The organism is Sphingobium sp. (assembly GCA_035196065.1).
Taxonomy (GTDB): domain Bacteria; phylum Pseudomonadota; class Alphaproteobacteria; order Sphingomonadales; family Sphingomonadaceae; genus Sphingorhabdus_B; species Sphingorhabdus_B rara.
Genome location: CP136575.1, coordinates 215,001 through 228,675 on the forward strand (window position 1 = coordinate 215,001; position 13,675 = coordinate 228,675).

A 13,675-nucleotide genomic window follows, 5' to 3' on the forward strand; every position below is an offset into this window, starting at 1 on the left:
GGAGCGCTGGCGCTGATCCAGCTGCTGGTGGCAGCCCCTCTCGCCGCTGCATATTATCGCGAACCTATCATTGCAGAGATGTTGCGCTGGCAGGCGCTGATCTATCTTTCGACGCCCTTCCTCATTCTTCCCGAAGCGCTGATGACCCGTGACCTGCAATTCCGGAAGCCGGCGATCATCAATCTGGCGACTGCAGCAGTCGGCGCGGCAGTATCGCTGATTCTCGCTCTGAATGATCAAGGCGTGTGGACGCTGGTCTTCGCACCGATTGCGATGTTCTGGTGCCGGGCCATCCTTCTGACCGTCTCGACACGTTTTCTGGTGATGCCCAGTTTCGATTTCCGGGGTTCGGGAAATATGTTCGGGTTCGGAATGGCTTTGCTTGCGGCGCAGGCCTTCTTCATCATCCAGAGCCAGTCGGACATCTTTATAGCGGGGCGCCATTTCGACACCCATGACCTAGGCCTATATGCCGAGGCGCTGTTCCTGACCCAATTGTTCGCGGTTAAATTCGTGCCGCCACTCAACGAAGTCGCCTTCCCTGCCTATGCCCGGCTGCAAGATAATCGTCCCGCATTGACCCGCGGTTTTCTCAAGGCAGTTCGGTTGATCATGCTGGTGGCCTGCCCGCTCTATCTCGGCATGGCGATTTCAGCAGGGCCGTTTGTCGAAACGTTGATGGGCCCCAAATGGTTTGAGGCCGCGCCTTTGGTAGCGACACTGGCACTGGCGATGCCTTTTGTGACGCTGCAAATCCTGTTCGCCCCCGCGCTCAATGCTGTGGGGCTGCCGCGCCTGACGCTGCACCTGACGATTGCCGGCGCGATCATCATGCCCGCCATCTATCTGATCGCTGTTCGTTATGGTGCGCAGGGCCTTGCGACAGGCTGGCTGGTGTCGGTGCCGCTGCTTCTGGCTTTCACCATCTACAAGGCGAAGCCGCATGTGGGCTTCACATACCGGCAATTGGGTGCGGCAATCGCCCCAGGACTTGGCGCTGCTTTGGTGATGGCTGCCGTCACCTGGACGGCGGACCATATTGTCATGGCCTATGTCTGGCAGGATATGCCCGCACCGCTGCACCTGGCCGCGCTGACGCTCGCCGGCGGGATCAGCTATGTCGCGCTTCTATGGTACGGATCCCGCGCGACGGCGATGGAGGTGGTCAATCTCCTCATCCGTCGCAAGCCGCCCGAAGCCGAGACGGCCTGACAGCGAATCATTACGCGCGAATCGAACGCGCCATGCGGCGAAGCGCCAGCCGGTCGAACAGGCTGTGCACCAACCCGCTGCGCGCGCGCAACGCCGGCAATGCGCTTGGATAAAGATCCGAAAGCCGGGCCGGCAATCCGGATGGCCCTGTGCTACGCATGATCTGACTGATCAGGATATTCTGAAAATGGCGCACGCTGTAGCTGATCATCCGCCGATATTGCATCCGCCAGCTTATCGGAGACCAGATACTGACCGGTGCGCAGAAAAAACCCGCACCCTCACAAATGACCACGCGCCGATCATCCCAACAGCTTTCATCGGCAAGATTGGTCTTGGCGAGCGCACAAACCAGTCCATCATCGCCAACGACATCGTCTGGCAAGCGCAACGATGCAGCCTGAAGGCGCGCCAGAAAGTCGCCGCGCAGGGCATATAGATCACCGAACAAGCCATGTTCGCGCCGCATCTGATCGCGATAGGCAGCAGCCTTCCGGCCATTCATGGGCAGACCTGCCGCGGCAAGGGCGTGCGGATCGGCAGCCAGCGCTGCTGCCAGCGCGCGAATAGAGCCTGGTGCCACCTCTGCATCGCCATCAACAAAAACATGCACGGCATGGAAGCCGGGCAGTTCATCGTAGAGGATGCGGTTCCAGCTGCGCGCCTTTCCGCCCTCGGCAAAGACATGCAGCTCAAGATTATCGTGCCTTGCAGCAAAGCCCTGCGCGATTTGCGCGGTGCCGTCAGTCGAGCCGTTGACGACGACGTGGTAGGCAATGTCCTTGTCCGCCAGCGGCAGGCTGTTCAGGCAGGCGGCGATGCGCGCCTCCTCATTATGCGCCAATATGACGACGCAGATCGCGGCGGTCATGGTCACTGTTTCTGCGCCATCGCCCAGACGGTGACAGGGAAGCGTTCGTCATTGGGCAGGCGGCGTTGCCAACCGGTTCGTGCCCAGCGATGGAAATTCGCCTTCACGGCCGAGGCATTGCCCCAGCTACCGGTCACGATTCGCGCCGGATCAAAGCCGGCTTCTTCAAGAAAATGGCTCATCCCCAATTCGGTCCAGCGGCTGCAGTCTGTCGGGATCGGGTGATATCGGATCATGAAAGGCGTGATGTTCACAAACCAGCCGCCCGGCCGCAGCATCGAGTGCACATTGCGCGCGGCGCGGTAGGGATAAAGCAGATGTTCCCAGACATTGTCGGCGATGACGATGTCGAACTGACGGTCGAGCACATCCTTGCAGATGTCGTGCTGCGGCCAGTTCATTTCGGTAAAGCTGCCCCATTGCCGCTGACGCCATTTCCAGCCAGCACTGATCTCAAGTGCATCAAGACTTTCGGTACCCAGCGCATCAAGCCAGCGATCGATTTCGCGATAGGCGACAGTGCGAGTGACGTGCTGCTTGTCATAGCCGACCGCAGCGGCCAGCTTTTCCAACCCGTTTTTCAGTGCCTGATTCATCGCCATCCTGGAACCGCGCCATAATTGCAGCACTGTCCCCATAGCAGATCAGCCGTTTACGTGGCGTAAACTCCGCTCAAGCCTTGAGCAATCCGATCTCGATCAACCGTTCCCGAAGATAATCGTCGGCAAGGATGGGTTCCGGATAGCGGTTGGGATTATCGGCACTCACGCATTGGGGCAGCGTCGCGATGGGATAGTCACTATTCAGATGTAGGAAGAAGGGCATCGAATAACGACTATATTTCGCTCGCTCGCCACTGGGGTTGACCACCCGATGGGTGGTTGAGGGCAGCATATGGTTGCACAGCCGCTGCAGCATGTCGCCGACATTGATTGCAAGGCCACCTTCCGGGGGCGAGACATCCATCCAGCTGCCATCAGGGCGCAGAATCTGAAGCCCGGCCTCCTCGGCTCCGAGTAATAGCGTGATGAGATTGATATCCTCATGCGCGCCGGCGCGGATGCAACCTTCAGTATCGCCTTCGATCGGCGGATAGTGGAGCAATCGCAGGATCGAATTGCCAACATTGATCTTGTCGGCAAACCAGTCTTCGGGAAGACCAAGATAGATGGCAATATAGGACAGGATGCGCGCGCCAATCCGATCGAAATCGGCATAAAGTTGTTCGAACACGGCGCGGAATTCGGGCACGCTTTCCGGCCAGATATTTGTCAACATCTGGCCTGCAAGCGGATGATCGACCGGCATCGTGCGACCGACATGCCAGAATTCCTTCAGATCATGATGATCTGCACCCTTGGCGATCTCGGTCTTGAATGGGGTATATCCGCGCTGCCCGGCAATTGCCGAATCATAGCCACGCCGCTTTTCCGATTCGGGCAGGTCGAATAACTCTCTCGACAGCCGCCAAGCATCGCGGGCCAACTGCGGATCAAGGCCATGATCGACGACCTTTGCAAATCCGTAGGTTTTGAAACTATCGCCGAGCGCTTGCGCAATCGCATTTGCATCGCCCCCGGCGAGTGAAATATCGGGCATGTTTGTCATGGACATGCGAATAGTCCTTGACGATTTGCTGCGCCAGAGAAATTGACCGCGCTCAAAATGCACGCCTGCAAGGAACGAAAATGACCCAACAATTCTGGCTGATGAAATCCGAACCCGATGTTTACAGCTGGGACGATCTTCTCGCCGAAAAGGAAGGCATGTGGGACGGTGTGCGCAACCATGGCGCCGCTCTGAACCTGAAGGCCATGAAAAAGGGCGACCTCGCCTTTTTCTACCACAGCAATGTCGGCGTCGAGGTGGTGGGCATCATAGAAATCAGCGAAGAGGCATTTATTGACCCGACTGACGAGAAAGGCCGGTTCGTTGCCGTGCGGGTAAAGCCGGTCAGGAAACTGGGGACGGCTGTGCCGCTAAAGGCGATCAAGGCCAATCCGAAGCTGGAGCAGATGGACCTTGTCCGCCTTTCCCGTCTTTCGGTGGGCAAGGTGCGCCCCGAAGAATGGGCAGAGGTATTGAAGATGGCGGGCGAATCGAGTTGAATAACCCCGATCATCGTCAAAGCCGGTCGGCATAGCGGCTGAGCCAGAGAGCAAATGCCCGTGTCCATCTGTATTCTGACCCCTGCCCCGGACTATTGGGAGGACTGGTCGCTGCCCAAGGCGCATTATGAGCGGCTACTTGGTCCCGATCTTAGCTTTCGCAGTTGGACCGATACTGGCGATCTTTCAGGCTTCAGCCTTATCCTGCCGTTGCTCGCCTGGGGTTATCAGCGCAACGTCGCCAGTTGGTATGCACTGCTCGATCGGCTGGAGCGCGAAGCCCTGCCGGTCGCCAATCCGGCAAGGGTACTGCGCTGGAATAGCGACAAGGCCTATCTGGCGGAAATGGCGGCAGCAGGCGTGCCGACGGTACCGACGATGATGCGCGAAGCCATGAATGACGCCGCGCTCGATTCGGCTCGGTCGCTGTTCGGCACCAACCGCCTCGTCATCAAGCCGCCGGTATCGGGCGGTGCGGACGGCACTTTCCTGATCGGCGCATCCGATCCGCTTCCCGCCGAAGCGGTTGGACGACGGATGCTGATCCAGCCTTACCTGCCGGCAATCGCCGCCGAGGGTGAAATGTCGCTCTTCTTTTTTGGTGGCCGATACAGCCATGCGATCAGCAAGCACCCCGCAAATGGCGACTTTCGCGTGCAGGAACAATTTGGCGGCAGCGAACGGCGCATTGATCCGCCCGCCGAAGCGCTGGCAATGGCGGAAACCGTCTTTGCCGCGACCGAAGAAATAATGGACCATACCCCGCTGACTTACGCTCGGGTAGACATGCTGCGCGACGAGGATGGCAACTTTCGGCTGATGGAACTGGAAGCGATCGAGCCAAGCCTGTTCCTGCACTTTGCCGGCGACCAGGGCGCGCTATTAGCCGATGCAGTTCGGGCGCGGAGCTAAAATCCGTTTCAGCTGGCGCGATAGTCGGCGATCACCTCTCCACAAGCGCTCAATTCTTCCTCATGGCCGACCTCGCGCCAGCTTTCCATGAGGGCCTCGGCTTCCCAAAGCTGCATCGCGGGGTGCGCGATGATATGGTCGACCCATGCCTGCCCGACCGGGCCGATATCGAGGCCATAGGTGCGCACACGATAGGCAACAGGGGCGAAGAATGCGTCAACGGCGCTGAAATCTGCCCCGGCAAGCCAAGGCCCGCCAAAATGACCGAGGCCTTCCTCCCACAATTCGCGGATGCGCGCGACGTCCGCTTTCAACCGATCGGACATCGGCTTGGGTTTTACCCGCACGCCGACATTCATCGTGCAATCATTGCGCAACGCGGAAAAGCCGCTGTGCATTTCGCTCGCCGCACATTGCGCCCATGCGCGCGCGTCGGGGTCTTTCGGCCAGACGCCATCACACCGGTCAGCAAGGTATAGCGCGATGCCCATACTGTCATGGATGGTGCGGCCTTCGTGCAGCAGAACCGGCACCTGCCCGGTCGGCGAGAAGTCTCTGAACTCCTCATAGTTGTTTGGCTTGGTAAAGGGCACGAACCTGTCCTCAAACGCAATACCCAGCGCCCGCATCAGCAGCCAGGGACGCAGGCTCCAGCTGGAATAATTGCGGTTAGCCGTGATCAATACATAGCTCATGCTTTGCCCACTCCCTTGATGCCTTCGGCTGATGCATCGCCTGCGCGCCGCGCACCGATACGCGCCCTTGGCAAACGCCCCGTATCAAGCCAGTTTGAATCGGCGCGCTGATGATAGGCATCGATCACCGCAAAGGGGATACGGAAAGGCCAACCCCAATTGCTGTTCCACATCGCCACCACGCCCGTGCGGGTTTCAGGTTCGAAAATCAGTGTCGCCCGATAGCCGTCGACCGAACCCGAATGCCCTTCAAGCCGGTAATCGCCGTAGGCAAAGCTGCGCCAGCCCAGACCATAGGCACCATCCTTGTTCGCCTGACGCAGATCGCCCCCATAAAGCCGGCCAGTGGTTACCCGCGGCGCGCGGGCGATGCGCAATACCTTCGCCGGCAGCACGTCCGGCTGTTCGCCCATCACTGCCTGCAGCCACCTTGCAAAATCGACAATATTGCTATCCACCCCCGCTGCAGCGGGAACCCGCCAATAGTTTTCTTTCAGCGGACGGACACTACTGCCACTATGCGGCCGTGCCCAATCCTTGGCCTCCACCAACGGGGCCATGCCGAAACCCGCACTCGCCATACCCAGCGGGCGAAAAAAGGCGCGACTTGCCACTTCTGCATAGGGCATTCCGGCAGATGCGGTCAGAATCTCTGACGCCGCGTCAAAAGCGATGTTCTGATAGGTATGGCACGTGCCTGGTTGGCATTGCAGCGGCGCGTTCGCCAGGCTGGTGCGCAACACATCCGGCTGTTCACCGCTTTCCAGCCGCTCGTCATAGGCATTTTTGGTCAAGCCCGTTTGCTGGGAAAGCAACTGAGCAAAGCTGATTCGCGCCTCCGCACCATCGGGAAGCCGCAGCGATCCGCCCCAGCTTGCAACCGGCCGGTCGAGATCGACCTTTCCGCTTGTTGCAAGTTTCGCCGCGAGCATCCCGGCAACGGTTTTCGACACCGACGCCCAACGAAAGACCGTGTCGGTCGTTACCGGCGCACCGGTCGATCGATCGGCCACGCCATAGGTTCGCACGAAACGCAACTTGCCGTCCTCGACAATCGCGACGGCAAGACCTGCCATTTCGGGCCGCGCCGCGATGTCAGCGAATTGCTGGTCGAGCGCGCGATAGTCGATTCGCCCCTCCCACTCCTCTGGCGTATCGGGCAGATCGGCGATCACATGCGCCCATGGCGGCGCAATTGAGGCAGAGGCGATCTCGCGCGGTTCGGCATCATCCGACCATTGCAGCGCGAGCCAGCCGACAAGAATGACGGCAACGGCGGCAACCCAAATCCGTTTCATCGGCACACAGCCGTCAGGCAGTTAGCACCGCCGCAATACCAGCCAGAATGTGCAGCGCTAACAAATATCAAAGGGCAACCTCATAATGGGCGGTGGTGCGCGCCGAAACATCGTCTGCGGTCACGCCAGGGGCCAGTTCGATCAAGCGGAAGGGCGATGCGTGATCAATACGGTGGAACACGCACAGATCGGTGATCACCATATCCACAACGTTGCGGCCGGTAAGTGGCAATGTGCATTGCGGGATGAATTTCGGGCTCCCGTCCTTTGCGCAATGTTCCATCACGACGATGATTTTCTTGACGCCTGCGACCAGATCCATCGCGCCGCCCATCCCCTTGATCATTTTCCCCGGTACCATCCAGTTGGCGATATCGCCATTTTCGGCAACCTCCATCGCGCCCAAAACGGTGAGGTCGATATGACCGCCACGGATCATCGCGAAGGATTGGGCGCTATCAAAATAGGCCGATTGCGGCAATTCGCTGATCGTCTGCTTGCCGGCATTGATCAGGTCGGGATCGACTTCATCATCATAAGGGAAGGGCCCGATGCCCAGCATTCCGTTTTCAGACTGCAGGGTAACGTCCATTCCGGCAGGGATGTGGTTGGCGACCAGCGTCGGAATACCAATGCCGAGATTGACGTAGAAACCGTCCTGTAACTCCTGCGCGGCGCGGGCGGCGATCTGGTCGCGGTTCCATCCTGTTGCGATACCGTCATGGCTGGTCATTTGGCTGTTCCAATTCTTTTGCTTCGGGAGAGAGTTCAGCATCCGCGACACTTGCTGGATAAGGCAAGAGAAACCAGCCCCGATCCATCCAAGCCTCCAGCCGGATCGCATAATCGGGATCGCGCAGATAATCGAACAATATGTCGAAATCGGCGCGGCGGTCACCTGCTATGGCAAGCACGCAATGCGAGGCGGCAAGGCCAAGCCGCCGATCCTGCTTGGCAGGGCTGGACGCGGCGGGCAACTGGATATCGTCATCGCGAAAGGCCGGAACCGGACCGCTGCGAAGCGCATCAATATCGCTTTCCAGCATTGCCGGTGTGCGCTGGCTGATCCAGCCAATGGCAATGTCAGCGTCGCGCAGCAGTTGTAGCAACGTTCCAAAACCTGCAGGCTCACCCTCAATAATCGTATCGCCGGGCGCGGGATCAACGTCGATTAATATAGCGAGCGGCTTTTCGCCGCATTCGATCGCCTTGGGCTCGATCAACGAAACACGATCAACCAATATGGCACCGCGCACCGATTGCCCCGCCGCCCGCAAATCTGCCTGTTCAAGCGCATAACGCACCAGCGGCAAATAGGGGTGGTTGCTGTTCAATACTGTCAGCCGGGACAGCGCCTCGGCCGGTGCAATTGACGTGAAGGGGCTTTCCTCCGCCTGCACCTGTGCCGCAGGCAAGAGGATCATGGCAGACAATAAGGTAAGCGCGCCGCGGCGCATCAGGCCAGCTCCCGCTCCCTTGTGGTGCGGAATTCAATCTGCTTGTCATAAGGCGCGCCGACAATCACGCGCTGCACATAGACGCCGGGCAGATGGATCGCATCGGGATCAAGGCTGCCAACCGGCACAATTTCTTCAACCTCTACGATGCAGACCCGGCCGCAAGTCGCCGCCGGCACATTGAAATTGCGCGCCGTCTTGCGGAAAACGACGTTGCCGCTTTCATCGGCCTTCCAAGCTTTCACCAGTGCAAGGTCGGCGAAGATACCGCGTTCGAGGATATATTCTTCCGGCCCATTGGGGCCATCGAAAACCTTCACTTCCTTGCCTTCGGCAACTTTGGTGCCAACGCCGGTTTTGGTGTAAAAGCCGGGGATGCCTGCACCACCGGCGCGCATCCGCTCTGCAAGCGTCCCTTGCGGGCAGAATTCGACCTCCAACTCACCGTTGAGATATTGCCGTTCGAATTCCTTATTCTCCCCGACATAGGAGGAAATCATCTTTTTCACCTGCCGCGTACGCAACAATTTGCCGATGCCTTCATTATCGATACCCGCATTGTTCGAAGCGAAAGTAAGGCCGGTGACGCCGCTGTCGCGTACCGCATCAAGCAAGCGTTCAGGTATACCGCACAGGCCAAAGCCGCCACAAGCGATGAGAAGATCGTTTTTGAGCAGGCCGTCCAGCGCGGACTTTGCATCGGGGTAAAGCTTTTTCATGGATATCCACCCTAGCGGCTGGTGTTTGGGAGGCCCCAGTCCCTACTTCCAAGCGCCGCGCGCTGCAAGCGCGGCAGTGGTATAACCCCCTTAGCGCAGCGACTTGCCGAGCGCGGCTTCCAGATCGGTCAGTGCCTGTTCGCCGCTGGTCACCTTGATCGCGTGCATCCCAAGCTGTGCGGCCGGTTTGCAGTTGATGCCGAGATCGTCGAGATAGATGCAGACCTGCGCCTCGACGCCCAATGTCGCGCACATCATCTGATAGATTCGCGGATCAGGCTTTCGCACCCCCGCCTTGCTGCTTTCGATAACATGGTCAAAACGCGCCATGATGCTTTCGATATGCAGCGCCTTGTCCTCGCTACGGGCCATTGCCGCGCCCTTGCCGGCTTTTACGTTGTTGGTGATGCAGCCGATGCCAAACCCAGCCTCTTTCAGACGGTCCAGCGCCGTCACCATATAGGGCCGCACATCCCCTGCCAGGCAGGCAACCACCGATGCGCCATCCAGCGCATGGCCCAATGCCTCGGCTTCAGCCGCGAACTGTGCATCAAACCCTGCCACATCGATCTCGGCACGCTCGAACTTCGCCCAGGCATTGTCATCGGGATTGGTCGCATTGACCCGGCGCACGAAATCAAGGGGAAGCCCGCGCTCGGCCTCCAGCCGGTTAAACGCTTCAAAAGGCGACGAGGTAATCACACCGCCAAAATCGAAAATCACATGGGTAAAGGTCATGGGGTAATGATAAGTCCTGTCTTGGGATCGGCCCTGCCGCCCAGCACTTCATGATAAGCATCGAGCGCACCTGCGCTGCCGCTGCGAGTTTCAATCGTTGCAATCTGGGGCGCCACTTCCATAAAGCCGAGCCATGCATGGGCGATGCGCTCGCCAAAACCGCGCGGTCCCCAGTCCGATATGCGTTTCTGGCTGCGGCCCGGCGCGAAAAAGCCTTCGCGCACAGGGCCGGGCAAAGCACTGTCATCGGCCGCGGCATCCCAATGTGACTTGCCGACAATGATCGACTTGACCAGCCTATCACCAAAATGGCCATGCACTGCGGCGGTTACGGCGCCATTCCCTGCAATGTCCACCAAAGCCGATGGCTTTGCGGGATCAAGCGAGGCGATATCGTCATAGGCGACCACCGCATCATAAAGGCCAAGTTCGGCAAGACCTGCTGCATTGGCGCTGCTGGTAAGGCCGATGGTACGCGGACGGATCGATCTTTGTTTCATGGCATGGGCCAGCCCGATCGCCGTCTTGCTCGAAGCGCTGGCGATCAGCACCTGATCCGCGCCATAATCGCCCTCATCCTCAAACTGGTCAGCGATCAGCCAGCCGGTTAGGAACAGAGGGCGAAATACCGGCCAATAATCATGATGCTCTGATTGATAATCGGGGATCGCATCGATGCGCTGATACTGGTTGTAGATCGGCGGCAAAGTTGTGCGGCGGGGCGTAATGTCGGTGAAACCGCCCGGTCCGATCTGGCCCGGCATCAGAACCGCATGGCTTGCCATCGGATAATAGCCATAAAAGCGATCACCCGGCGCAACGCCCTCCAAATCGCTGACCAAAACCGTTGCAAACCCCCAGACGGGCAAGCGTCCTGGGGCGTTCCGCTCGGCAAAGAAGTCCCAATAGCCCTGGTCGTTTCCAAAAAGCCCCGCCGGCTTTCCGAAAACGGCATAGGTCACATTGTTCGCAGTCATCGCAAAACTGTCGATCTGCACCAATATCTCGCCGGGTCCGACTTCGGTGTCAGGAACGGCAATTGCCGTTTGGGTCACATCATCGCGGTCGATGTCAATTGCCCATGATCCACTCATTCTTAGTCTCCAAGGTCCCGCTTGATGCTGAATTTATACCCGGCCCGTTTATAGGATAGCGTCAGCCGGTCAAAGGCAAAGGATTTGCAGGCACCGGATTTGCCAACCATGGCCCGCGCGACACCGCCTGCGCCGAGAATCTCGGCGCGTCCGCTTTCCAACCGGATCAGGAGCGCGCTGTCCTCATCAATGCCAAAGCCATATCGCACATCTCCACCGGCACAAGCGGTCGCGCGCAACAACCGGACCCAACGGTTACGCTGGCTGAAATGCTGGTCAATCACTGCGCCCTTGAGGAACCCTAGCCCCTTGCCGAGCACCAAAGGCACCGGCTGGTCATCAGGCGCCTCGCAATCGGCCGGGTTGCGGCTCAGTTGGCCTGTTGCCGCGATATCGGGCGTGCCGCAGACGATCATCCCACTGCCCATGATCGCTGCACCGGCGCTGGTGCCTGCAACCACCGCGCCTGCGGCAAGCCGCGTGCGGATCGCGGCGAGCATCGGTGTGTCGCTGCCATCTGGGTTCACCAGCAGGCGAAAGGTGCGCAGCTGGTCGCCACCAGTGAACCAGATTGCGTCGGCAGCGGCGATCTTGGCAATTTCCGCTGGGTCGGATGCATTGTCCGCCCAGCTGGCCTCATCGACCCCAGGGGAAAGTTCGTCGTCGATCATTGCGATATGCACCGCAAAGACTTTTTCCGGCGCTATTCCGACTGCCGCAAGTTTTTCGGTCAGTTCGGATATTGCAACGCTGGCTTCACCCGAAGCCGCGGGGATGATCGCAACCCGGCCGCCGGGGTCCGGCATCTGCGCGCGTAACCTAGATAGGATCGCACCGTCCTGATCACGCATCCCGCCACCGATGATCAGCAAAGAGCCAGACCCGGCAGCCAGCGGTGCGGAGCAGAGCCCGAGCAGCGCAGCAATCAACCATTTGCGCATCACGCCACCGCCGTGCCGAACAGCGAACCGATCGCCGCCGTCGCCGCCATGGCGACAGCCCCCCAAAAGGTAACGCGCAGCACAGCCTTGGCGATCGGTGCGCCGCCTGCGCGCGCGCCGATGCCGCCCAAAAGTGCAAGGAACAGCAGCGACCCGCCGGTAACCGCCCAGGTCAGCATAGGTCCTGCAAATAGAAGGACCAGCGCCAGCGGCAGCGCAGCGCCAACAGCAAAACTGCCGGCAGAGGCAAACGCCGCCTGCACCGGCCGCGCCGACATTTCGGTCGTGAGCCCAAGCTCGTCGCGCATGTGCGCTTCAAGCGGGTTATTGGCCATCAACTGGCTAACAACCTTTTCGGCAAGTGCCCGATCCAGTCCGCGCTTTTGATAAATCGCAATCAGCTCTTCCCGCTCGAAATCGGGCTGTGTTTCAAGTTCCGCAGTCTCGCGCGCAATATCGGCACGTTCAGCGTCGGCCTGTGAGCTGACCGAGACATATTCGCCAGCGGCCATCGACATGGCGCCGGCGACCAAGCCGGCAATACCCGTGACCAATAAGCTTTGCGGCGATGCGCCAGCAGCAGCCACCCCTGCAATAAGGCTTGCCGTCGAAACTATGCCATCATTTGCGCCCAGAATCGACGCACGCAACCAACCTATGCGGTCAATAACGTGGCGCTCAAGGTGGCGATGCGGCATGACAGATCAATAATTCAGCTTGAGGCCAGGGCGGTTCCACCGCGTCTTGACGAGGCGACCACTACCCGACAGCGTTATATAGGCATCCATCATGTCCTCCCCACCAAAGGCAATATTGGTCGTAAAGATATCATCGGTCGGCACGAACTCCACCAGCTCGCCTTCCGGGGAGATCACGCTGATCCCGCACTCGCCGATCGTCGCAACGCAAATGTTACCTCCGGCCTCGACTGCCAGACTGTCGAAAAATTTATATCCGGCGGGCCGGTAGAGAGGGATGCCCGGACCGCCCGGACCCGCATCGGGCGCGACCTTGCCTGGGGCGGTGATATTGAACTTCATCAACCGGCAGGTGTAAGTTTCGGCTGCATATAATGCACTGCCGTCAGGTGCGAGACCGACCCCATTGGGATTGTTCGACGGGAAGACTACTTCTTCCAGATGGCTGCCGTCGGTCTTTCCATAAAAAATGCCAACAATGTCGTGGCAGCGCGCAGCATAATCGACCTTGCCATGGTCGGTGAACCAGAAGCCGCCATGTTCGTCGAAGACGATATCATTCGGCCCTCGCAACACACAGCCATGATCACCCGATTTGTAGAGTATTTCGACTTCGCCCGTGTCGATATCGATCCGTTCGATGCGCCCGCCGGAATAGTCGCTGGCAATACCATGCGGCGCGAGGAAACCTCCAGCTTCACTCCAGTTGAAGCCACCATTGTTGCAGCAGTACAGCTTCCCATCGGGCCCGATCGCAAGACCGTTGGGGCCGCCACCGGGCGTCGCCACTACCGTTTTCGAACCATCGGGGGCGACCCTCGTGATACGGCCCTGTTCGATCTCGGTCACTATCACGCTGCCGTCCGGCATGACGACCGGTGCCTCCGGAAAACGAAGGCCTTCGGTAATGATTTGCATGTCTGCCATGTGAT

Annotated in this window: 16 protein-coding genes (1 of these 16 running past the window's edge); 3 read left to right on the top strand and 13 right to left on the bottom strand. The window is 59.2% G+C overall.

The window, feature by feature from the left end:
• A protein-coding gene (locus RSE16_01060) for a lipopolysaccharide biosynthesis protein (protein ID WRH76088.1) crosses the window boundary here: on the top strand, positions 1-1,212 show its 3' portion. The gene continues 300 nt to the left of window position 1, outside the view; the window shows 1,212 of its 1,512 coding nt (coding positions 301-1,512); its start codon lies beyond the left edge, outside the window; it ends in the stop codon at positions 1,210-1,212.
• A 10-nt stretch (positions 1,213-1,222) separates the two neighbouring features.
• Here the strand turns inward: RSE16_01060 and RSE16_01065 are convergent, their stop codons facing one another.
• The 3 genes from RSE16_01065 to RSE16_01075 all read right to left on the bottom strand — a co-directional run bounded on the left by RSE16_01065 (position 1,223) and on the right by RSE16_01075 (position 3,697).
• Positions 1,223-2,083, bottom strand: coding sequence for a glycosyltransferase family A protein (locus RSE16_01065; GenBank protein ID WRH77268.1), 861 nt, complete (start codon positions 2,081-2,083; stop codon positions 1,223-1,225).
• A 2-nt stretch (positions 2,084-2,085) separates the two neighbouring features.
• On the bottom strand, positions 2,086-2,685 hold the full coding sequence (locus RSE16_01070; protein ID WRH76089.1) for a class I SAM-dependent methyltransferase: 600 nt from the start codon (positions 2,683-2,685) through the stop codon (positions 2,086-2,088).
• Positions 2,686-2,755: 70 nt separating this feature from the next.
• Entirely contained in the window at positions 2,756-3,697 is a 942-nt protein-coding gene (locus tag RSE16_01075; GenBank protein ID WRH76090.1) for a 2-oxoglutarate and iron-dependent oxygenase domain-containing protein, read from the bottom strand.
• A 74-nt stretch (positions 3,698-3,771) separates the two neighbouring features.
• Here RSE16_01075 and RSE16_01080 point away from each other — a divergent pair, with 74 nt between their 5' ends.
• Both RSE16_01080 and RSE16_01085 read left to right on the top strand, forming a co-directional pair.
• Positions 3,772-4,191, top strand: a complete 420-nt coding sequence (locus RSE16_01080; protein WRH76091.1) for an EVE domain-containing protein — start codon at positions 3,772-3,774, stop codon at positions 4,189-4,191.
• Positions 4,192-4,245: 54 nt separating this feature from the next.
• On the top strand, positions 4,246-5,103 hold the full coding sequence (locus RSE16_01085; GenBank protein WRH76092.1) for a hypothetical protein: 858 nt from the start codon (positions 4,246-4,248) through the stop codon (positions 5,101-5,103).
• An 8-nt stretch (positions 5,104-5,111) separates the two neighbouring features.
• On the opposite strand, the gene RSE16_01090 is transcribed toward RSE16_01085, so the two are convergent.
• From RSE16_01090 to RSE16_01135, 10 genes are all read right to left on the bottom strand, one after another.
• Positions 5,112-5,798 (bottom strand): glutathione S-transferase family protein, encoded by a 687-nt coding sequence (locus RSE16_01090; GenBank protein ID WRH76093.1) that lies wholly within the window; start codon positions 5,796-5,798, stop codon positions 5,112-5,114.
• Complete coding sequence (locus RSE16_01095; protein ID WRH76094.1) at positions 5,795-7,096, bottom strand: serine hydrolase domain-containing protein; 1,302 nt, start codon at positions 7,094-7,096, stop codon at positions 5,795-5,797. The genes RSE16_01090 and RSE16_01095 overlap by 4 nt, the downstream gene beginning before the upstream one ends.
• A 67-nt stretch (positions 7,097-7,163) precedes the next feature.
• Entirely contained in the window at positions 7,164-7,829 is a 666-nt protein-coding gene (locus tag RSE16_01100; protein ID WRH76095.1) for a CoA transferase subunit B, read from the bottom strand.
• Complete coding sequence (locus tag RSE16_01105) at positions 7,816-8,553, bottom strand: hypothetical protein (protein ID WRH76096.1); 738 nt, start codon at positions 8,551-8,553, stop codon at positions 7,816-7,818. Before RSE16_01105 ends, RSE16_01100 begins: the two co-directional genes overlap by 14 nt.
• Positions 8,553-9,272 carry a CoA transferase subunit A gene (locus tag RSE16_01110; GenBank protein ID WRH76097.1) on the bottom strand — a complete coding sequence of 240 codons (720 nt, stop codon included), beginning with the start codon at positions 9,270-9,272 and terminating at the stop codon, positions 8,553-8,555. Before RSE16_01110 ends, RSE16_01105 begins: the two co-directional genes overlap by 1 nt.
• Before the next feature lie 90 nt (positions 9,273-9,362).
• A complete protein-coding gene (locus RSE16_01115) occupies positions 9,363-10,010 on the bottom strand; it encodes an HAD-IA family hydrolase (protein WRH76098.1) in 648 nt (215 codons plus the stop codon).
• Positions 10,007-11,104 (bottom strand): DUF2855 family protein, encoded by a 1,098-nt coding sequence (locus RSE16_01120; GenBank protein WRH76099.1) that lies wholly within the window; start codon positions 11,102-11,104, stop codon positions 10,007-10,009. The genes RSE16_01115 and RSE16_01120 overlap by 4 nt, the downstream gene beginning before the upstream one ends.
• Positions 11,105-11,106: 2 nt before the next feature.
• Positions 11,107-12,045 carry a cyanophycinase gene (locus tag RSE16_01125; protein WRH76100.1) on the bottom strand — a complete coding sequence of 313 codons (939 nt, stop codon included), beginning with the start codon at positions 12,043-12,045 and terminating at the stop codon, positions 11,107-11,109.
• The gene (locus RSE16_01130; protein ID WRH76101.1) at positions 12,045-12,743 is read right to left on the bottom strand and encodes a VIT family protein; all 699 of its coding nucleotides are present in this window, start codon (positions 12,741-12,743) and stop codon (positions 12,045-12,047) included. Before RSE16_01130 ends, RSE16_01125 begins: the two co-directional genes overlap by 1 nt.
• Before the next feature lie 6 nt (positions 12,744-12,749).
• Entirely contained in the window at positions 12,750-13,670 is a 921-nt protein-coding gene (locus RSE16_01135) for an SMP-30/gluconolactonase/LRE family protein (protein WRH76102.1), read from the bottom strand.
• Positions 13,671-13,675 lie beyond the last annotated feature (5 nt).

What these genes read in the sequence shown, in the direction of transcription:
- RSE16_01095 (WRH76094.1), bottom strand. Translation starts at nt 7,096, where the DNA reads ATGAAACGGATTTGGGTTGCCGCCGTTGCCGTCATTCTTGTCGGCTGG.
- RSE16_01080 (WRH76091.1), top strand. Translation starts at nt 3,772, where the DNA reads ATGACCCAACAATTCTGGCTGATGAAATCCGAACCCGATGTTTACAGC.
- RSE16_01135 (WRH76102.1), bottom strand. Translation starts at nt 13,670, where the DNA reads ATGGCAGACATGCAAATCATTACCGAAGGCCTTCGTTTTCCGGAGGCA.
- RSE16_01100 (WRH76095.1), bottom strand. Translation starts at nt 7,829, where the DNA reads ATGACCAGCCATGACGGTATCGCAACAGGATGGAACCGCGACCAGATC.
- RSE16_01070 (WRH76089.1), bottom strand. Translation starts at nt 2,685, where the DNA reads ATGGCGATGAATCAGGCACTGAAAAACGGGTTGGAAAAGCTGGCCGCT.
- RSE16_01110 (WRH76097.1), bottom strand. Translation starts at nt 9,272, where the DNA reads ATGAAAAAGCTTTACCCCGATGCAAAGTCCGCGCTGGACGGCCTGCTC.
- RSE16_01115 (WRH76098.1), bottom strand. Translation starts at nt 10,010, where the DNA reads ATGACCTTTACCCATGTGATTTTCGATTTTGGCGGTGTGATTACCTCG.
- RSE16_01105 (WRH76096.1), bottom strand. Translation starts at nt 8,553, where the DNA reads ATGCGCCGCGGCGCGCTTACCTTATTGTCTGCCATGATCCTCTTGCCT.
- RSE16_01120 (WRH76099.1), bottom strand. Translation starts at nt 11,104, where the DNA reads ATGAGTGGATCATGGGCAATTGACATCGACCGCGATGATGTGACCCAA.
- RSE16_01130 (WRH76101.1), bottom strand. Translation starts at nt 12,743, where the DNA reads ATGCCGCATCGCCACCTTGAGCGCCACGTTATTGACCGCATAGGTTGG.
- RSE16_01065 (WRH77268.1), bottom strand. Translation starts at nt 2,083, where the DNA reads ATGACCGCCGCGATCTGCGTCGTCATATTGGCGCATAATGAGGAGGCG.
- RSE16_01125 (WRH76100.1), bottom strand. Translation starts at nt 12,045, where the DNA reads ATGCGCAAATGGTTGATTGCTGCGCTGCTCGGGCTCTGCTCCGCACCG.
- RSE16_01085 (WRH76092.1), top strand. Translation starts at nt 4,246, where the DNA reads ATGCCCGTGTCCATCTGTATTCTGACCCCTGCCCCGGACTATTGGGAG.
- RSE16_01090 (WRH76093.1), bottom strand. Translation starts at nt 5,798, where the DNA reads ATGAGCTATGTATTGATCACGGCTAACCGCAATTATTCCAGCTGGAGC.
- RSE16_01075 (WRH76090.1), bottom strand. Translation starts at nt 3,697, where the DNA reads ATGTCCATGACAAACATGCCCGATATTTCACTCGCCGGGGGCGATGCA.